Here is a 20,250-nt window from a genome sequence, read left to right as displayed (position 1 = left end):
TGACACTTACTACACATCAGACCTTGTAGTTGTTGTTAAAAAAGACTCTCCTCTTGTTAATGCAAAAAGCATAAATGATTTTGCAGGAGCAAATATAACTGGTCAACTTAACACTTTCCACTACGATGTTATTGATCAAATGGAAGGTGTAAACAAATCAACTGCTCTTGAAACTTTCCCAGCAATGATAGTTGCTCTTAGAAGTGGAAAGATTGACGGATACATTTCAGAAAGACCAGGAGCCCTATCAGCTGTAGCAGCAAATGACGACTTAACTTTTGTTGAATTTGATGAAGCTAATGGATTCCAAACTTCTGTTGAAGATACATCAATTGCTGTAGGAGTTAAAAAAGGAAACACAGAACTTCTTGACCAAGTAAACCAAGCTCTTTCAAAAATTTCTGAAGATGAAAGACAAAGCATAATGGAAGAAGCTGTTGTTAACCAACCACTAGGTGAATAAGTATAGGAGATAAATATGCCAAGTAGTTTTTTTGGATGGATTGGATTTTTATTAAAAGAATATGGCCCCCTCTTTGTTGAGGGGACTATTAATACAATTATAATTGCCGTTGTGGGTACTTTAATTGGTTTTTTAATAGGTCTTTTAATCGCAATAGTAAGAACAACAAAAGTAAATAAAAAGTCATCTGCCTTTAAGAGGGTGGGCCTAAAGATTTTAAATGTCATCATTAGCATTTATATCCAAGTTATTAGGGGGACTCCAATGATGGTTCAAGCCATGATGTTTTATTATGGATCCCTACAATATTTTAATTTAAATATGGCAGCTATGCCTTCAGCCCTAATTATAGTTTCTGTAAACACAGGAGCTTATATGGCAGAGATAATAAGAGGTGGAATTATTTCTGTAGACAAGGGACAAACTGAGGGAGCCCTTTCCATTGGAATGACTCATTGGCAAACAATGACAGAAGTTGTCCTTCCTCAAGCTGTGAGAAATATTATCCCTTCAGTTGGAAATGAATTTATTGTAAACATCAAGGACTCTTCAGTTCTTAACGTAATTTCTGTTTCAGAACTATTCTTTATTTCAAAGTCAGCTGCAGGAACTTATCTTAGATATTTCGAAGTCTTCTTCATAACAGCCTTAATTTATTTAGTCTTAACAGTAAGTGTGAGTCAAATTATGAAGCTTGTTGAAAAGAAGTTAGACGGAGACGGATCTTATAAGATTTATGGATCACAATCAACAGCAGAAGTTATAGAAGTAAAGGAAGAGGTGTGAGATGGCCAATATTTTTGAAATAGAAAACTTGGAAAAAAGTTTTGGAGCAAATGAAGTTTTAAAGGGAATAAATTTTAAGGTCCAAAAGGGCGAAGTTGTTTCAATAATTGGCTCATCTGGATCAGGTAAGTCAACTCTCTTAAGATGTATCAACCGTTTGGAAGAACCAGATTCTGGAAGGATTTTATACCACGGAGAAAACATCTTAGAAGAAAATTCTTCTATTAATAATTACAGGACAAAGGTTGGAATGGTTTTTCAATCCTTTAACCTCTTTAACAACATGTCTGTTCTTGAAAATTGTGTAATAGGACAGGTAAAGGTCCTAAAGAGGTCTCGCGACGAGGCAGTTAAGATTGCAGACCAGTTCCTTGAAAAAGTTGGCATGTATCCCTTTAGGGACGCAAGGCCAACATCCCTATCTGGTGGACAAAAGCAAAGGGTGGCAATAGCAAGGTCCCTTGCCATGAATCCTGAAGTCCTACTTTTTGATGAACCGACATCGGCTCTTGACCCAGAGATGGTAAAGGAAGTCCTAAATGTTATGAGAGACCTGGCAGAAGAGGGACTCACAATGCTTGTTGTAACTCATGAGATGGGTTTCGCAAGAGACGTGTCAAACAGGGTCCTCTTTATGGACAAGGGAGTCATAGCAGAAGACGAAGACTCAAAAGAATTTTTCACAAGTCCAAAGACACAAAGGGCAAAGGAATTTTTGTCCATGGTTTTATAAAAGAAAGGCTCGAGAGGGCCTTTATTTTTTTGCCTATTTTTATTAGTTTTGTGAGTGTTTAGATATTTTATAAAAATACAAAAAAAGCAGCCATTTTAGGCTGCATTGTAAAGAATTATAAAACTTTAAATCTTACCAAATGTGTAATAAGTGTTGCATAAACAAGCTGACACAAATAATTCCTATCCAGCAAAGGGCACCTTCTATGATAGCCTTGCCACCTTGAGAAATTAATTTTTTAAGGTCTGTGTTAAGACCAATAGCTGACATTGCCATAATTATAAAGAACTTTGACAAGAACTTCATAGCTGACAAGAAGGAGTCAGGTAATGGAAGGACAGTTGTGATAATTGATGCAAGAAGGAAGAACAAGATAAAAGTTGGGAAAGTTTTAAGAACGCTAACTTTTTCTGTACTTTCCTTTGACTTGATAATGCCAAGACCAAGAGTGATTGGGATAATGGCAAGAGTCCTTGTTAATTTTACAATTGTGGCATAATTAAGAGCTGTGTCGTCATTAAACATAGTTGACCAAGTTCCAGATGCAGCCACAACAGAAGATGTGTCGTTAATAGCAGTTCCTGCCCACATGCCAAAGCCTGTGTGAGTCATGCCAAGCTTAACCCCAAGAGTTGGGAAAATTAGAGCGGCGATGATGTTAAACAAAAATATTACAGAAATAGAAGTTGCAACATCCTCATCCTTTGCGTTGATAACAGGTGCAGTTGCAGCAATGGCAGAACCACCACAAATTGATGAGCCAACACCAACAAGAGTTGCGATGTTAGAATCAATATTTAGAATTTTTGCAACGACAAAGGAAATAATTAAGGCAGTGGAAATTGTTGAAAGAATTATAAGAAGTGATGACTTACCAACAACAATAATTTCTCCAAGATTAAGTCCAAAACCCAAAAGGATTACGGCGTATTGCAAAACTTTTTTGGATGTAAACTTGATTCCAGCTTCAAAGGACTCTGGTCTTTTAAAATTATTTAAAATAATTCCAAGTAAGATACCAAAGACAGGTCCACCAACAAGTGGGAAGCTCTTGCCCAAAAAGTAGGCAACAAGACCAATAAGGCCAGAAAAAATCAGACCCTTAAGTAAATTTTTATTCATAATAACCTCCTGATTAAAATTTATTTATAAAAATAATTTATGAAACAAGTATCTATTATACAACAAGATAAAAAATTTGGCATATAAAATTATTTTATGGACTAAGTAGAAGTTGATAAATTAGAGCTTGAAATTGATTTTATAGTCTTATTCAGTTATAATTATTCTAATATATGTAGAAATTTATCGGAATATTGACAGTTTATGCCAAGACCTTATCCCTATGGATTGGGTTTTTTTATGGAGGTTTTATGAGTAATAAAAAATTTTATGTCACAACGCCAATTTACTATCCAAGTGACAATCTTCACATTGGTCACACTTATTGTACTGTGGCAGTTGATTGCGTAAAGAGATTTAAGACAATGCAAGGTTACGATGTTTTCTTTACTACTGGTACTGATGAACACGGCCAAAAAATAGAAGATAAGGCTAAGGAATTTGGCATGGAGCCAAAGGCTTATGTTGATGGAATTGTTAAAAATATCAAAAAGCTTTGGGAAATTATGGATATTGACTACGATTACTTTGTTAGATCAACTGATGAGGACCACCAAAAGGACGTTCAAGAGATCTTCCAAAAGCTCTATGACAAGGGAGACATCTACAAGGGCGAATACGAGGGCTACTATTGTAAACCATGTGAGTCCTTCTGGACTGAAGCCCAACTAGGTGAAGGTCACACTTGTCCAGACTGTGGCAGACCAACTGAGCTTACTAATGAAGAGTCCTACTTTTTTAGACTTTCTAAATACAAGGACAGACTTTTAAAATATTACGAAGACCACCCAGAGTTTATTGAGCCAGCTTTTAGAAAAAATGAAATGGTTAGAAACTTCTTTGAAGGAGAAAGTGGACTTGAAGACCTTTCTGTTTCAAGGTCAACTTTTGATTGGGGAGTTAAGGTTCCCTTTGATCCAAAACACGTTGTCTACGTTTGGATTGATGCCCTAACTTGCTACTTGACTGCAATTGGTTATGGAACTGACAAGGATAAATTCAATGATTATTGGCCAGCTGGTGTCCACTTTGTTGGAAAGGAAATTATCAGATTCCACGTAATTATTTGGCCAGCAATTTTAATGGCTCTAGATTTACCTCTACCAGACAAGGTATTTGGTCACGGTTGGATTTTATTTGACAACGACAAGATGAGTAAGTCCAAGGGAAATGTTATTTACCCTGAACCAATTATCAAGCTTTACGGAGTTGACGCTCTTAAGTACTTCCTACTTCGTGAATTCTCCTTTGGTTCTGACGGATCCTTTAATATAGAAAAATTCATGCAAAGACTTAACTCTGACTTGGCCAATGACCTTGGTAACCTACTTTCAAGGACTGTCTCCATGGTTGGCAAGTACAACGATGGAGTAATCGAGGACATGGGTGTAAGGGAAGATGTTGATGACGATTTAGAAAATCTTGCAGTTTCCGTTGTAGATAATGTTGAAAAAGCAATGGAACACTACGAATTCTCTGTTGCCCTAGAATCAATTTGGAAGTTAATAAGAAGGACTAACAAGTATGTTGACGAAACAGAACCTTGGAAGCTTGCAAAGGATGAAGACAAGAAAGACAGGCTAAACACTGTTTTATATAACTTGGCAGAAAGTTTGAGAATTGTTTCTGTTCTAATTTATCCATTTATCAAGGAAACTTCACTTAAGATTAGGGAGCAACTTGGCCTTGATGAAAAAATTAACTGGGAAGATGCAAGAGTATTTGGTCTACTTCCTGATGGCACTAAGGTTAAGAAGGGAGAAGTCATCTTCCCAAGACTTGATATAGAAGCTGAAATCGAAAGATTTAATGAAGAAAACACAGCCTTATTAGAGTCAAGAATTATGAAAGAAAATAAGAAAGAAAAAGAAGATATAAAAGAAGAAGTTACTATAGATGATTTTGACAAACTTGATATAAGAGTGGCTGAAGTTGTTGATGTAGAAGACCATCCAAATGCTGACAAACTTTTTGTATTAAAATTAAAAGTTGGCGACATGGATAGGCAAGTTGTATCTGGCATCAAGGACTACTACAAAAAAGAAGATTTAATTGGCAAGAAGGTCCTAATGATTGTAAACTTAAAGCCAATTAAGTTAAGAGGAGTTGAATCCAAGGGGATGATTCTTGCAGCAGAAGATGATGAAAAGAACCTAAGCCTTGCATCAACTTTAGCTGACCTTAAATCAGGAGCAAAAATTAGTTAGGAGAAAAGATGATAGATTCACATGTCCACCTAGATGATCAGGCCTTTGATGAAGATAGAGATAGCCTAATCAAAAGCCTAGGCGATAATGGAATAGAACTTGTAATAAATAATTCCTCTGACCTCCCATCATCTGAGAGGTCGGTGGAACTTGCAAATAAGTATGAAAATATTTATGCAGCCATTGGAGTCCACCCTCATGAGGCAAAGACTTATGATGATGGGGTGGAAGAAAGGTTAATTGAACTTTCAAAAAATGAAAAAGTCATGGCTCTTGGAGAAATTGGACTAGACTATTACTACGACAACTCTCCAAGAGATGTGCAAAAGGAAGTCTTTAAAAGACAAATTGAACTTGCAGCAAGACTTGGCAAAAATATTGTCATCCACTCTCGTGATGCAGTTAAGGATACCTTTGACATCTTAAAAGAGGCTCACGAAAAATATGAATTCACAGCCTTGATTCACTGCTTCTCCCAATCAGTTGAAATGATGGAAGAGTATATGAAGATGGGGGATTACATTGCCCTTGGTGGTGCAGTTACCTTTAAGAATGCAAAGACTCCAAAGGAAGTTGCAAAGAAGGTTCCACTTGATAGGCTCCTACTTGAGACAGACTGTCCTTACATGACACCTGTTCCACACAGGGGCAAGAGAAATGAGCCTAAACTTGTTAAGTTTGTCTGCCAATATATTGCAGACCTAAGGCAAATTGACCCAGAAGAAGTGGAAAAGATAACGGCAGAAAATACAAAGAGGTTTTTTGGAATATGAAGATGACAATTAAAGAAGTAATTGTCGCAGAGGGTCGTGATGATGAAATTGCCATTAAAAAGGCAGTTGATGCAGAAATTATAACCACTCACGGCTTTGCTTTCGGAAGAAAATTAATAAATCTCTTAAAAGAAATGGACAAGAAGAAGGGAATAATAATTTTCACAGACTCTGACTATATGGGATCACAAATTAGGAAGAGAATCGCTGATGAGATTCCCACAGCCAAGCATGCCTACCTTTCTCAAAGGGTATCCACAAAACATGGGGATATTGGAGTTGAAAATGCCTCTCCAGAGGAAATCCTAAAGGCCCTAAAGGCTGCAAGGGCAACAAAAGCAGAAAAATCAACAGAATTTACCATGGCTGACTTAATAAAGAACGACCTAATAAACTCTGATGATGCAAGCAGTAGACGTGAAATGCTTTCTGAAATCCTAAAGATAGGATATGGAAATGGAAAAAAGACCCTTAGCAAATTAAATTCCTTTGGGATAACAAGGGAAGAATTTGAAGAGGCTATGAAGGAAGTGAACTCCCATAGATAGATTATATAAACCCAGCAAACTTTCAGAAATTCTTTCCAAGTATGGCTTTAGATTTACAAAGTCTCTGGGACAAAACTTTTTAATAGATGGAAATATAGTAAGAAAAATTGCTGATGCAGCAGAAATTACTGAAGATGACAACATCCTAGAAATTGGTCCAGGAGTTGGAACCATGACAGAGGAGTTGGCCCTAAGGGCAAAAAAAGTCTTGGCAGTTGAGATTGACGAAAAGTTAAGAGAACTTCATAAGGAAACCTTGGACATAGACAATGTAAAGGTAATATACGGAGACTTTTTAGACCTTGACCTCAAAAAAATAGCTGAAGAAGAATTTGGTGACGAGGGTTTTAAGGTCGTTGCTAACCTTCCCTATTATGTGACTACACCAATTATAGAAAAGTTGATTTTATCAAAAGTTAATTTAATTTCTATAACAGTAATGGTACAAAAGGAAGTTGCAAAGAGACTTGCTGCTCAACCTGGTAACAAGGACTATGGATCACTTTCAGTTTTTATAAATTATTACACAGACTGCAAGTACAAGTTCCAAGTTCCCAGCTCAGTTTTTATGCCAAAGCCCAATGTTGACTCTGCAGTTGTCAACTTAAAGATGAAGGAAAGAGAAGACCTTGATACAGACTTCTTATTTAAAATAGTTAGGGCAGCCTTTACCACTAGGAGAAAGACCTTGATAAACTCTTTTTCCAATTCAGGACTCCCTTATAGCAAGGATGAAATAAAAAGAGCACTTGAACTCAGTGGAATTGATGGAGGAAGAAGGGCAGAGACCCTCAGCCTAGAAGAATTTATTGTATTAAGTGTTAACTTTAAAAGTGTGGGGTAAGAAAACTATGAAAGACAATTTTATAGATGATATTCCTGAAGAAGTTCAGACGGACATATCTAGTTTCAATGAAAAAGAAAAGTTAATAGGTAACTTATCCCAAATCTTTAAGGCCCTGTCAGACCCAACTAGGATAAAAATTATTTATGCCTTGATGAAGGGGCCCCTATGTGTATCAGATATTTCTGAACTACTTGGCATGAGTCAGTCATCAATATCCCATCAACTTGCCCTACTTAGGTCCCAAAGCCTAATCAAGGTAAAAAGACGTGGGAGAAGGGCCTACTATTCCCTTGATGATGATCACGTCCTCTGCATTTTTAAGGATGGACTAGAACATGCTGAGCATAAGTTATAGTTCTTAGATAAAAATTTATAAAACCTTATAAAAGTTATTTATTATAGAAGAAAGTCAAAAGGTTTGATTTTTTAAAGAACCTTAGAGTATAATGAAATTGTAATGAGGAGGAATAAAAATGAGTAAAGTAACAGTATATACAAGTAACACTTGTCCTTATTGCACAATGGCAAAAGACTATCTTAAGGATAAGGAAGTTGCCTTTGAAGAAAAAAATGTGCAAACAGACAAGGAAGCAAGACAAGAATTAATGGCAATGGGATATACAGGAGTTCCTGTAATTTGTGTTGATGACGAACAAATCGTTGGATTCGACAAGGCTAGATTAGACGAATTGCTAAAATAATTTTAAAATAAGATAAAAATAGATGCTTTAAGGCATCTATTTTTTTGTGACAAGTGATGATTGGTGGGTGTAGATGAATTTTATTTCAGTATTATTAATAGGAGTTGGCCTTTCCATGGATGCCTTTGCGGCAGCCATTTGTAAGGGGCTTGCAATTAAGAAAAACTTTCTTGAAAAGTCCCTTGTGATAGCCCTCTTCTTTGGGGTCTTCCAAGGACTTATGCCTCTTATTGGATATTTTTGGGGTCTATCTTTGCAGAGAAACTTCAGGCAATAGATCACTGGATTGCCTTTGTCCTTCTTGGACTAATTGGACTTAACATGATAAGAGATGCGAGAGACAAGACTTGTCCTGTGGAAGAAGATAGACTTGACATAAAAAATCTTTTTATGCTTGCTATTGCAACTTCCATTGACGCCTTGGCAGTTGGAGTCTCCTTTGCCTTTTTAAAAATAAGAATTTCTCTTGCAGTCCTAGTGATTGGGCTTACAACTTTTATAATTTCCTTTGCTGGGGTTCAAATAGGAAAGTTCTTTGGCATAGCCTTAAAGGACAAGGCCCAAGTTGCTGGTGGAATAATCTTGATTTTATTGGGGACAAAGATTTTAGTGGAACACCTAGGCTTACTTACCTTATAAAAAGTATATATTAATAGAAAAAATTTAAAATAATATTATGATGAGAACTTCCAAGATAATCTTGGGAGTTTTTTTGTTGAGAATTTTTATTTTAAATCTTGCAGATTTTTGTAAGTTCAAAATTTTTTATAAAGTCATAAAGTTTTATAACTTTACAAATTTTTATGAAGTTAAAAATTATTGAAACTTTATAGTTCGCTGATGACACATCAAAAAGTTTGCCATTGGCAATCTTTTTAAAATTCAAAATCCTTTTGTGAAAAAAGTTTTATGAGAATTAAAGGCATAAAACAAACTCACGAGGAGTAAGTAAATTAAAATTAAAAAACATTTAGCAAAAACTTAAAACTTAATCAGTAAAAAGCAAAAACAATCTATAAATAATAGAAAGAAAAAAGAAAAAGATCAGAAGACAATTAAAATTTACAAAAAGATAAGATTTTCAGATTTTAATATGATAAAGAATAAAATAAATTTTTTGGATTTTCACTTAGTCAAAGATTTTGCCCATAAAATAAAAATTTAAGAGAAAATAAATTATAATTAAATCTTTTTTTAACAAATGTAATCAATAGTTAAAAATATTTAAAATTTGTTCAACTTATGAATTTTCCTAAAAAGGCTTTCCTTTATTTTGATTAATATTTAATGTATAATTAATTTGCAAAAGATTTTGATTAATCGATGATACATAGAGTTTTTTAATTGAATTAATTAAAGGTCTTTGTTATAATATTCCTAAAAGCTGGAATGGATTCCGTAATATGAAACCACTTGGGGAGGTGTGATAATGTTAGGAGATGTTAATCTTACCCTTGGGCAAGCCTTTGGCGTAGCGTTGACAGGTTTTTGCGTAGTTTTCTTGGCTCTTATTTCTTTACTAATAGCAATTGCCCTTATTACTAAGATAGTTGGAGCTATACAAGGTAAGGAAGACGATAAAAAACCAAGTCAAGGAGCTAAAAAGGCTCAACCAAAAGCAGCAGCACCAGTTGATAATTCCATGGACCCTGCACTTTTAGCAGCAATAGTTGGAGCTATCAGCATGCAAGAAAGATCGAAAGTTGAAAGTTTTAGAATCGTATCTATAAACGAAAAGAAATAAATTATTTTAAATTATTCTATTATTTATGAAAAGGAGAAATTAATGAAATATCAAGTTAAAGTAGATGGAAAAGTATTTGAAGTAGAAGTTGAAAAAGTTGGTGGAGGATATCAATCACTTACACCAGCATCATTAACAGCAGCACCTGCAGCACCTGCAGCACCAGCTCCTCAAGCAGCAGCACCTGCACCAGCTCCAGCAGCACCAGCGGCTCCTGCAGCACCAGCACCAGCACCTGCACCTGCAGCACCAGCAGCACCAGCAGGCGGAGCAGGAGATGTAGTAGCACCAATGCCAGGAACTGTTCTTAAAGTTAATGTTAATAATGGAGATACAGTTGCATCAGGAGATGTAATTCTTATTCTTGAAGCTATGAAGATGGAAAACGAAATCGTAGCTCCATGTGCAGGTACAGTAACACTTAATGTAAAAGCTGGAGAAACAGTAGATACTGACGCAGTACTAGCAAGTGTACAATAATAGGGAGGTCAAAAACTTATGTTAATTGAAACATTACAGGGAATACTGGCCGAATCAGGGTTCGCAGCCTTGCAATGGCAAAATGTCGTAATGTTTATCGTATCCTTCATATTAATTTATTTAGCAGTTAAAAAAGAATACGAACCACTATTACTTCTTCCTATTGCATTTGGTATGCTTTTAAGAAACTTACCACTAGCAGGCCTAATGGATGTAGCAGACCCTTGGCAATCATCAGGTGTTCTAGCTATTATGTATAATGGTGTTAAGTCAAACTTATTCCCATGTCTAATCTTCATGGGTGTTGGTACAATGACTGACTTCGGACCACTTATTGCAAACCCTATTTCTCTTATTTTAGGTTCAGCAGCGCAAATTGGTATTTACATTGCCTTTATTATTGCTGTTAAACTTGGATTTACAGGTTCAGAAGCAGCATCAATCGCTATTATAGGTGGAGCAGATGGTCCAACAGCTATCTTTACAACATCACAACTAGCACCACACTTACTTGCACCAATAGCAGTAGCAGCTTATTCATACATGGCGCTTATCCCTATGATTCAACCGCCAATCATGAAGGCACTTACTACTGAAAAAGAAAGAAAAACAGTTATGACATCACTAAGAAAAGTAACTAAACTAGAAAAGGTAATTTTCCCAGTTGTAGTTGTACTTTTCACATCACTACTTCTTCCAGACGTAGCACCACTTCTTGGTATGCTAATGCTTGGAAACCTATTTAAGGAATCTGGAGTAGTTAATAGATTATCAGACACTGCACAAAATGCTCTTATGAACATTGTTACTATCATGCTTGGTGTAACAGTAGGGGCTACAGCAGACGGAACAACTTTCCTACAACCAGCAACAATTAAAATTATTGCTCTAGGACTTATGGCATTCTGTTTTGCAACAGCAGGCGGTGTTATATTTGGTAAAATTTTATATTTAGTAACAGGTGGAAAAATTAATCCACTAATTGGATCAGCTGGTGTATCAGCAGTACCAATGGCAGCGCGTGTTGCACAAGTTGAAGGTAGAAAATACAATCCTACTAACTTCTTACTAATGCACGCAATGGGACCTAACGTTGCGGGAGTTATTGGCTCAGCCGTAGCAGCAGGTACATTCTTAATTCTATTTAGTCATTAATTCATTCAGCTCCATCGTGAGCTGAATATTTATGCAATCAAGTTATATATGGAACAATAAGGAGGTTTTAACTTGAGTAAAGTAATGAATCTTAAAGACGCCATAGCAAAATATGTTGAAGATGGCGATGTAATCTCTTTTGGGGGATTCACAACAAACAGAAAGCCTTACGCAGCAGTAAACGAAATCCTACGTCAAGGACAAAAGGACTTTATCGTTGAAGCAGGACCTGCAGGAGGGGACTGGGACACACTAATTGGAGCTGGCAGAGTGAAAGCATACATAAATTGCTACACTGCTAACTCAGGATATACAAACGTATCAAGAAGATTTAGAGCAGCAGTTGAAAAGGGAGAACTTCTAATGGAAGACTACTCTCAAGACGTTGAAATGCAAAGAATTCACGCAGCTGCACTTGGCCTTCCATACCTACCAGTTAGACTTATGATGGGTTCAAGTTTAGTAGACGAATGGGGTATCTCTAAAGAAGAAAGACAAAAAATCGACAAACTTCCAGATGACAAATTCATCTATGTTGAAAACCCATTCAAGAAAGGTGAAAAATTAGTTGCAGCACCAGTTCCAGAAATTGATACTGCAGTAATTCACGTACAAATGGCTTCTCCAGATGGAACTACAAGAATTCTTGGAAACACATTCCACGATGTTGACATTGCAATCGCAGCTAAAAAAGTTATCGTAACTTGCGAAGAACTTGTAAGTGACGAATACATTAAGAAATTCAACGCTGACGAAAACAAAATTCCAGGATTCTGTGTTGATGCAGTAGTTCACGCGCCATTTGGAGCTCACCCTTCACAATGTTACAAATACTACGACTATGATGCTGATTTCTACAAGATGTACAATGTTAAATCAAAGACAGAAGAAGATTTCAATGCATTCTTAGACGAATGGGTGTACGGAGTTGAAGATCACGATGCATACCTTAACAAACTAGGTGCAACTAGAGTAATTGGACTTAAGGATGTTCCAGGATTTGGATACGCAACTGACGTACTAAAGAAGGGAGAAGAAAAATAATGGCTAGATACGACAACTATACTAATAAAGAAATGCAAGCAGTTACAATTGCAAGACAAATTAAAGATGGTCAAATCGCAATTGTAGGTACAGGACTACCACTAATTGGTGCTTCTCTTGCAAAGGCAGTTTATGCTCCTAACTGCTACCTAATCGTAGAATCAGGACTAATGGACTGTGACCCAATCGAAGTTCCAAGATCAGTTGGTGACAACAGATTTATGGCACACTGTGGTGTTCACTGGACAAACGCAACATACGTTGGATTCCAAGCTAACGAATGGAAACACGACAAGAAGAGAATGATCGCATTTATCGGTGGAGCTCAAATTGACCCATACGGAAATGTTAACTCTACAGTAATCGGTGACTACCACCACCCTAAGACTAGATTCACAGGATCTGGTGGAGCTAACGGTATTGCAACTTATGTAAATACTATTATCATGATGCAACACGAAAAGAGAAGATTCATGGAAAAAATCGACTACATCACTTCTCCAGGTTGGATAGATGGCCCTGGTGGAAGAACTAGAGTAGGTATTCCTGAAAATGTTGGACCACAAATGGTTGTAACAGATAAGGGTATCCTTAAGTTTGATGAAGATACTAAGAAAATGTATCTTGCAGGATATTATCCATCTTCATCTCCAGAAGATGTAATTGAAAATACAGGATTTGACATTGACGTTTCTCGTGCAGTTGAACTTGAAGCACCAGACGAAGATGTAATCAAATTAATTAGAGAAGAAATAGACCCAGGCGAAGCTTTCATAAAGAAGCCTGTTGAAGAATAATATAGGAGGACAAATGGCACAATATTCACTTGCTTCATATTTCCAAAATATGAAGACAATTGGAAATCCTTTAAAAGCAGTAGATGAAGAAAACTTCAATCAACTAAGAGAAATTGAAGAAGAAATCAGAGAATACGCTGAAAAGGCTCTTTCCGCTGGTAAACCAGATGAAAAAGTAAATGAACGTGGCGAAATGACAGCACTTCAAAGAATTGCTGAACTTATCGATGAAGGTACATGGTGCCCACTAAACACAATTTACAATCCTGGTGAAAATGATCACGGTACTACTGGTATCGTAAAGGGACTTGCTAAAGTTGACGACAGATGGGTTTACATTGTTGCCAGCGATAACAAGAAACTTGCAGGTGCTTGGATTGCAGGACAAGCTGATGACCTTCTAAGAGCATCAGACACTGCTGAAAGACTTAGAATTCCACTAGTTTATATCCTAAACTGTTCTGGTGTTAAACTTGACGAACAAGAAAAAGTTTATCCAAATAGACGTGGTGGAGGTACTCCTTTCTACAGAAACTCAAGACTTAACCAATGTGGAGTTCCTGTAATTGTTGGTATCTATGGTACTAACCCAGCAGGTGGTGGATACCACTCAATTTCACCTACAATCATCGTTGCACACAAAGATGCAAACATGGCTGTTGGTGGAGCTGGAATCCTTGGCGGTATGAATCCTAAGGGATATATCGACGAAGAAGGAGCTAACCAAATTGCAGACCAAACTGCAAATGCTAAGAAAACAACTCCTCCAGGATCAGTTGGCGTTCACTTCGCACAAACTGGTTTCATGAGAGAATGCTACGTTGAAGAAGAAGGAGTTCTTGAAGGTATTAGAAAGTATCTTTCAATGCTTCCTAAATATGAAAGAGAATTCTTCAGAGTAGACGATCCAAAGAATCCACTATATGACCCTAACGACATGTACTCAATAATTCCACAAAATGGTAAAAAAGCATATGACGTTTATGACGTAATTTCAAGACTATTTGACGGTTCTGAATTTATGGAATACAAAAAGGGATACGGTAGAGAAATGGTAACTGGACTTGCAAAAGTTAACGGACTTTTAGTTGGTGTTGTAGCTAACGTTCAAGGTCTATTAATGGGCTATCCAGAATACTACAATGATCCAAAACACATCTCTATTGGTGGTAAACTTTATAGACAAGGTCTAATAAAGATGAACGAATTCGTGACACTATGTGCTAGAGACAGACTTCCTATTATCTGGCTACAAGATACTACTGGTATCGACGTAGGCGATGATGCAGAAAAGGCTGAATTACTAGGACTTGGTCAATCACTAATTTACTCAATCCAAAACTCTAATCTTCCACAAATGGAAATTACAATGAGAAAGGGTACTGCAGCAGCTCACTATGTACTTGGTGGACCTCAAGGAAATGACACTAACGCATTCTCACTAGGTTCTGCAGCAACTGAAATCAACGTAATGAATGGAGAAACAGCAGCTACAGCAATGTACTCTAGAAGACTTGCTAAGGATAAAAAGGCTGGTAAAGACCTACAACCTACAATTGACAAGATGAACGATTTAATTCAAGATTATGCTGAAAAATCAAAACCATTCTCTTGTGCTAAGTATGGTCTAGTAGACGAAATAGTAAATATGAATCTATGGAGAAACTACATCATCGCTTTCACTGAAAGTGTGTACCAAGATCCAGAATCTATTTGTCCAGTTCATCAAATGCTTACTCCAAGAATAATTAGAGATTACGACAGACTAAATAATATTAAATAATATAAAAATATGACAATTTTATTGGATAATCTCAAAAGGATTATCCAATATTTTTGTACATGACAATTTACCTTACTATAAGTAAAGAATAGTATTCTAAAGATATAAATAGTAAAGTCTCAAGTCCATAGAAGCCCAGAAAACTCAACTTCTTGGCCCTGTGCCTTTTTGACAAAGATACATAAGTATAGTAGAATTAAGAAGAGTAAGATATTAGTTTTAATTAAAGAGGAGATTGTATGGCAGAAGCTATTTATACAATGGGAGTCGATATTGGTTCGACTGCTTCAAAGAGTATTATTTTGAAAGATGGTAAAGAAATTATTTCAAGCTCTTGTATAGATGTAGGAGCTGGAACTAGTGGACCGTCAAGAACAATAAAAGAAACTCTTGAGAGTGCTAACTTGACAAGAGAGGACATATCTTATGTTATGGCTACTGGATACGGCAGAACTTCATTAGAAGAGGCTGATTTTCAAATGTCTGAACTTTCCTGTCACGCTAAGGGAGCGTACTTCTTATTCCCAAATGTGCGTACAATCATTGATATCGGTGGACAAGATGCCAAGGCTCTAAAAATTGGAGACAATGGTATGCTTGAAAACTTTGTTATGAATGATAAGTGTGCAGCTGGAACTGGAAGATTCTTAGATGTTATCGCAAAGGTTCTTGAAGTGGATGTTTCCAAACTAGAAGAATTAGACGAGCTGTCTACTAAAGATGTTAGTATTTCTTCTACTTGCACAGTTTTCGCTGAATCAGAAGTTATTTCACAACTTGCAAGTGGAACGAAGATTGAAGATATAGTTAAGGGGATTCACCAATCAATAGCAGCAAGAGTTGGTTCTCTTGCAAAGAGGGTTGGTTTAAATGATGACATAGTATTTACAGGTGGTGTTGCTTTAAATAAGGGCATGCAAAGAGCTCTTGAAGAAAACACAGGACATAAGATCCACACTTCACCATTATGTCAACTAAATGGTGCTCTTGGAGCAGCACTATTTGGATATCAAAAGTGTAAATTGGAAAAATTAAAAGAAGAAAAGGCTAATGCATAATTTATTTTAGGAGGTAAACTATGGCTGAAAAAATTCAAAAAATACCTGGTAAAAAACCAAGACCAATCGAAGGAAACATTCCTGCAGCTCAAGCACTAAGAAATGTAGTAGATAGAGTTTACGGAGCAGCATGGGATGCTAAAAAAAGAGGAGAACTAGTTGGATGGTCATCATCTAAATTCCCTATTGAGCTTGCAAAGGCATTTGGACTACACGCTGTATATCCAGAAAACCACGCAGCTACAACTGCAGCTAAAAAAGACGGTTTAAGACTTTGTCAAACAGCTGAAGATATGGGATATGACAACGACATTTGTGGTTACGCAAGAATTTCACTTGCTTACGCAGCTGGAGAACCAACTGACTCAAGAAAAATGCCACAACCAGACTTCGTACTTTGCTGTAACAACATCTGTAACATGATGACTAAATGGTATGAAAACATTGCAAGAATGCACGACATTCCAATGATCATGATTGACATTCCATTCCAAAACACAGTTGATGTACCTGAAGAAAAAGTTGATTACTTAATGGGCCAATTCGAATATGCTATTCACCAACTTGAAAAACTTACTGGTAAGAAGTTTGATGAAAAGAAATTCGAAGAAGCTTGTCAAATTGCAAACAGAACTGCTGCTGCATGGTTAAAGGCTTGTTCATACATGGCTTACGAACCATCTCCACTTTCTGGATTTGACCTATTTAACCACATGGCAGACATTGTTGCTGCAAGATGTGAAATTGACGCAGCAGAAGGTTTTGAACTTCTAGCTGAAGAATATGAACAATCAGTTAAGGAAGGAACTTCTACTTGGGAATACCCAGAAGAACACAGAATCCTATTTGAAGGTATACCTTGCTGGCCAGGACTAAGAAACCTATTTGAACCATTAAAACAAAATGGAGTTAACGTAACTGCAGTAGTATATGCACCTGCTTTCGGTTTCCAATACACAACTGTTAGAGAAATGGCTGCAGCTTACTGTAAGGCACCTTGTTCAGTATGTATCGAAGACGGTGTTGAATGGAGAGAAACAATGGCTAAAGAAAACGGAGTTTCTGGAGCACTTGTTAACTACAATAGATCTTGTAAGCCATGGTCAGGAGCAATGCCTGAAATCGAAAGAAGATGGAGAGAAGACCTTGACATCCCAGTAGTTCACTTTGACGGTGACCAAGCTGACGAAAGAAACTTCTCTCAAGAACAATACAAGACAAGAGTTCAAGGTTTAGTTGAAATCATGAACGAAAGAAAGGCAGATAGAATCGCTAAGGGCGAAGACATCTACACTAACTTCGAAAACACTAAAGAAACTGATTGGTCTAAGACTACAATTTAATAGGGGTGCAAAATGACTGATATAAAAGAATTATTAAAAGAATTTAAACATATAGCAGAAAATGGAAGAGAACAAATCGACAAGTACCTTGATCAAGGTAAAAAAGTAGTTGGTGTATTCCCTTACTACGCACCTGAAGAAATTATCTATGCAGGTGGACTTGTTCCATTTGGAGTTTGGGGAGGACAAGGCCCAATTGATAAGGCAAAAGAATATTTCCCAACATTCTATTACTCACTAGCACTTAGATGTCTAGAAATGGGTCTTGACGGATCACTAGACGGACTTAGCGCATCAATGATTACAACTCTTGATGATACACTAAGACCATTCTCTCAAAACTACAAAGTTTCTGTAGGTAGAGAAATCCCTATGGTATTCTTAAACCACGCACAACACAGAAAAGAAGAATTTGGTAAAACATACAACGCTAAAATCTTCAAACAAGCTGCTGAAAGACTTGAAGAAATCTGTGACGTTAAGATAACTGACGAAAACCTTAAGAAGGCTTTCGAAGTTTACAACGAAAACAGAGCTCTTAAGAGAGAATTCGTTAAACTTTGTGGAGACTATTCACAAACTATTAAAGCATCTGACAGAAGTAATGTTCTTAAAGCATCACACCACATGCTAAAAGACGAACACAACAAGATGCTAAAAGAACTTATTGAAGCTCTTAAGGCTATGCCAAAAGAAGAATGTAAGGGACCAAGAGTAGTAACTTCTGGTGTTATCACTGATAACCCTGCACTTCTAGAAGTTCTTGATAACTTTAACGTATGTGTAGTTGCAGATGACGTTGCAGCTGAATCAAGAGGATTCAAGGTTGACGTTGATACATCAATCGAAGATCCATACATGGCACTTGCTGACCAATTTGCAAGAATGGACGAAGATCCAATTCTTTACGACCCAGACATTTGGAAGAGACCAAAATATGTTGTTGACCTAGCTCTTGATAACGACGCTGATGGTTGTCTATTATTCATGATGACATTCAACGATACAGAAGAAATGGAATATCCATCACTAAAACAAGCTTACGAAAAAGCTGGTATTCCACTAATCAAACTTGGTTATGACCAACAAATGACTGACTTCGGTCAAGCTAAGACTCAACTTGAAACATTTAACGAAATGGTTCAACTTAATAGAATGTAATAAAATAATATAAATTTTTGAGACGCTGAGTGATCGGCGTCTTTTTTTATTTAATTTTGAAATTAACTTACTAAAGGTTTTATAAAATTAGGGTAAATTAAGAGATTATCAAAAATTACGAGATTATAGAAAATTATAAGATTGTAAATAATTGCGAGATTGCAGATAATTATTATCTTATAAATAAGTATGAGGATATAAATAACTGATAAGAAGCAAGAATTTATTAGAGAAGAATTTATTGTTATTTTATTATTTTAAAATTACCTATTACTTAAACGTTGAAGAATAAAAAATTTATAAATTACTAATGGATGTTAATTAACAGATTAAGACAAAAACAAATTGAAATAAAGAGACATAATTGTAAAAGATGGCCTATATGATAAAATTAAAATTACTAGGAGAATTAGCCTATAATATTAAAAGTTTTAGGATATAGATTTTATAAAATTTGATAAAAAATATAAAGAAAGAAGGTAACTATGGAAATTTTAATTTTAAGAGAAGAAGATATTTTAGAGGCAGTTGACATTAAAGATATAATTGAAGCAGATAAGGAAGCTCTAAAAAACTACAGTAATGGTGGATCAGATATACCACTAAGAACTGTAATTGACGTGGATAAAGGCTCATCAAGTACTGCAATTTTTATGCCGGGATTCATCAAGGACAAGAATGCTCTTGGAATGAAGATAATCGATATCTATCCAGAAAATATTGAGAAGGGTCTAGTTAGCGCTCCTTCCACAATGATTTTAATTGACAAGGAAAATGGATTTGTGAAGGCAATTCTTGATGGAACAATTCTTACAAGGTTAAGGACTGGAGCAGTTTCAGGTGCAGCCACAGAAGTTCTAGCCAATGAGGATGCAAAAACTTTTCTATTAATAGGAACTGGTGGCCAAGCATCAACTCAGCTTGAGGCAGTCCTAGCAGTAAGAGACATAGAAAAAGCCTATGTATGTGATGTGAACTATGAAAGAGCAAAGAAGTTTGCAGAAGAAATGAATGAAAGATTAAAAAAATATGGAGCAGAAATTATCCCTATTGCGAATTCTGATGAAGTTATAGGAGAAGTAGACATAATAACCACTGTGACAACTGCTAAGAGGCCTGTCTTTGACGGTAATAAGGTGAAGAAGGGCGTACATATCAATAGTGTTGGATCCTATACACCAGACATGCAGGAGACTCCTCCAGAACTATTGGTAAAGGCTGACAAGATTTTCACTGACACCAATGAAGGTGTAATTGAAGAAGCAGGCGACGTCATAATCCCAATTAGTGAAGGGAAGATTTCTAAAGAAAAAATTGAACATGAACTTGGGGACCTCCTTCTTGGAAAAGAAGTGGGCAGGGAGTCTAAAGATGAAATCACATGGTTTAAGACCGTTGGCTTTGCAGGTCTTGATCTTGTGGCGGGAGAAAGAATCTACCAACTTGCCAAGGAAAAGGGGATTGGAAGAAATATAGAAATGTAAAATATATTTTAAACTGTTGCT

The 20,250-nt window shown here is 36.3% G+C and carries 20 protein-coding genes and 1 pseudogene; 20 read left to right on the top strand and 1 reads right to left on the bottom strand.

Going from position 1 to position 20,250, the window contains the following annotated elements; all coding sequences use genetic code 11:
- The 3 genes from HMPREF3023_RS00690 to HMPREF3023_RS00680 form a co-directional block, all read left to right on the top strand.
- The coding region (locus tag HMPREF3023_RS00690; RefSeq protein WP_144019618.1) for a transporter substrate-binding domain-containing protein at positions 1-463 on the top strand (463 nt) is incomplete at its 5' end.
- A gap of 15 nt (positions 464-478) precedes the next feature.
- Positions 479-1,249 carry an amino acid ABC transporter permease gene (locus HMPREF3023_RS00685; RefSeq protein ID WP_070699947.1) on the top strand — a complete coding sequence of 257 codons (771 nt, stop codon included), beginning with the start codon at positions 479-481 and terminating at the stop codon, positions 1,247-1,249.
- 1 nt (position 1,250) lies between these two features.
- A complete protein-coding gene (locus HMPREF3023_RS00680; protein WP_070699946.1) occupies positions 1,251-1,982 on the top strand; it encodes an amino acid ABC transporter ATP-binding protein in 732 nt (243 codons plus the stop codon).
- A gap of 132 nt (positions 1,983-2,114) precedes the next feature.
- Here the strand turns inward: HMPREF3023_RS00680 and HMPREF3023_RS00675 are convergent, their stop codons facing one another.
- Complete coding sequence (locus HMPREF3023_RS00675) at positions 2,115-3,104, bottom strand: YeiH family protein (RefSeq protein WP_070699945.1); 990 nt, start codon at positions 3,102-3,104, stop codon at positions 2,115-2,117.
- A 251-nt stretch (positions 3,105-3,355) separates the two neighbouring features.
- On the opposite strand from HMPREF3023_RS00675, the gene metG reads away from it, so the two are divergent.
- From metG to HMPREF3023_RS00590, 17 genes and pseudogenes are all read left to right on the top strand, one after another.
- Complete coding sequence (gene metG, locus HMPREF3023_RS00670; protein ID WP_070699944.1) at positions 3,356-5,311, top strand: methionine--tRNA ligase; 1,956 nt, start codon at positions 3,356-3,358, stop codon at positions 5,309-5,311.
- Positions 5,312-5,319: 8 nt separating this feature from the next.
- Positions 5,320-6,084, top strand: coding sequence for a TatD family hydrolase (locus tag HMPREF3023_RS00665; RefSeq protein WP_070699943.1), 765 nt, complete (start codon positions 5,320-5,322; stop codon positions 6,082-6,084).
- Positions 6,081-6,632, top strand: a complete 552-nt coding sequence (gene rnmV, locus HMPREF3023_RS00660) for a ribonuclease M5 (RefSeq protein ID WP_070699942.1) — start codon at positions 6,081-6,083, stop codon at positions 6,630-6,632. The genes HMPREF3023_RS00665 and rnmV overlap by 4 nt, the downstream gene beginning before the upstream one ends.
- Entirely contained in the window at positions 6,625-7,476 is an 852-nt protein-coding gene (rsmA, locus tag HMPREF3023_RS00655; RefSeq protein ID WP_070699941.1) for a 16S rRNA (adenine(1518)-N(6)/adenine(1519)-N(6))-dimethyltransferase RsmA, read from the top strand. The genes rnmV and rsmA overlap by 8 nt, the downstream gene beginning before the upstream one ends.
- Positions 7,477-7,483: 7 nt before the next feature.
- Positions 7,484-7,834 (top strand): ArsR/SmtB family transcription factor, encoded by a 351-nt coding sequence (locus HMPREF3023_RS00650; RefSeq protein ID WP_070699940.1) that lies wholly within the window; start codon positions 7,484-7,486, stop codon positions 7,832-7,834.
- Positions 7,835-7,952: 118 nt separating this feature from the next.
- A complete protein-coding gene (locus tag HMPREF3023_RS00645) occupies positions 7,953-8,180 on the top strand; it encodes a glutaredoxin family protein (RefSeq protein WP_070699939.1) in 228 nt (75 codons plus the stop codon).
- A gap of 73 nt (positions 8,181-8,253) precedes the next feature.
- Positions 8,254-8,819 (top strand): annotated as a pseudogene (locus HMPREF3023_RS00640) (manganese efflux pump MntP family protein).
- Positions 8,820-9,609: 790 nt separating this feature from the next.
- A complete protein-coding gene (locus tag HMPREF3023_RS00635) occupies positions 9,610-9,924 on the top strand; it encodes an OadG family protein (protein ID WP_070699938.1) in 315 nt (104 codons plus the stop codon).
- A gap of 42 nt (positions 9,925-9,966) precedes the next feature.
- Positions 9,967-10,404, top strand: a complete 438-nt coding sequence (locus HMPREF3023_RS00630; protein ID WP_070699937.1) for a biotin/lipoyl-containing protein — start codon at positions 9,967-9,969, stop codon at positions 10,402-10,404.
- Between the two features lie 18 nt (positions 10,405-10,422).
- Positions 10,423-11,559 carry a sodium ion-translocating decarboxylase subunit beta gene (locus tag HMPREF3023_RS00625; protein WP_070699936.1) on the top strand — a complete coding sequence of 379 codons (1,137 nt, stop codon included), beginning with the start codon at positions 10,423-10,425 and terminating at the stop codon, positions 11,557-11,559.
- A 72-nt stretch (positions 11,560-11,631) separates the two neighbouring features.
- Complete coding sequence (gctA, locus tag HMPREF3023_RS00620; protein WP_070699935.1) at positions 11,632-12,603, top strand: glutaconate CoA-transferase subunit A; 972 nt, start codon at positions 11,632-11,634, stop codon at positions 12,601-12,603.
- The gene (gctB, locus tag HMPREF3023_RS00615) at positions 12,603-13,400 is read left to right on the top strand and encodes a glutaconate CoA-transferase subunit B (RefSeq protein ID WP_070699934.1); all 798 of its coding nucleotides are present in this window, start codon (positions 12,603-12,605) and stop codon (positions 13,398-13,400) included. The genes gctA and gctB overlap by 1 nt, the downstream gene beginning before the upstream one ends.
- A 13-nt stretch (positions 13,401-13,413) precedes the next feature.
- Positions 13,414-15,183 (top strand): acyl-CoA carboxylase subunit beta, encoded by a 1,770-nt coding sequence (locus HMPREF3023_RS00610; RefSeq protein WP_070699933.1) that lies wholly within the window; start codon positions 13,414-13,416, stop codon positions 15,181-15,183.
- A 239-nt stretch (positions 15,184-15,422) separates the two neighbouring features.
- Entirely contained in the window at positions 15,423-16,241 is an 819-nt protein-coding gene (locus HMPREF3023_RS00605; RefSeq protein WP_070699932.1) for an acyl-CoA dehydratase activase, read from the top strand.
- 20 nt (positions 16,242-16,261) lie between these two features.
- A complete protein-coding gene (locus tag HMPREF3023_RS00600) occupies positions 16,262-17,584 on the top strand; it encodes a 2-hydroxyacyl-CoA dehydratase subunit D (RefSeq protein WP_070699931.1) in 1,323 nt (440 codons plus the stop codon).
- 12 nt (positions 17,585-17,596) lie between these two features.
- Positions 17,597-18,745 (top strand): 2-hydroxyacyl-CoA dehydratase subunit D, encoded by a 1,149-nt coding sequence (locus HMPREF3023_RS00595; RefSeq protein WP_070699930.1) that lies wholly within the window; start codon positions 17,597-17,599, stop codon positions 18,743-18,745.
- A 485-nt stretch (positions 18,746-19,230) separates the two neighbouring features.
- Positions 19,231-20,229 (top strand): ornithine cyclodeaminase family protein, encoded by a 999-nt coding sequence (locus HMPREF3023_RS00590; protein WP_070699929.1) that lies wholly within the window; start codon positions 19,231-19,233, stop codon positions 20,227-20,229.
- Positions 20,230-20,250: the final 21 nt, after the last annotated feature.

Origin of the sequence: Peptoniphilus sp. HMSC075B08 (assembly GCF_001815405.1) — a bacterium.
Lineage (GTDB): Bacteria > Bacillota > Clostridia > Tissierellales > Peptoniphilaceae > Peptoniphilus_A > Peptoniphilus_A harei.
Note: the sequence above shows the minus strand (reverse complement) of the source record. Positions and strands in the feature narration are given on the sequence as shown.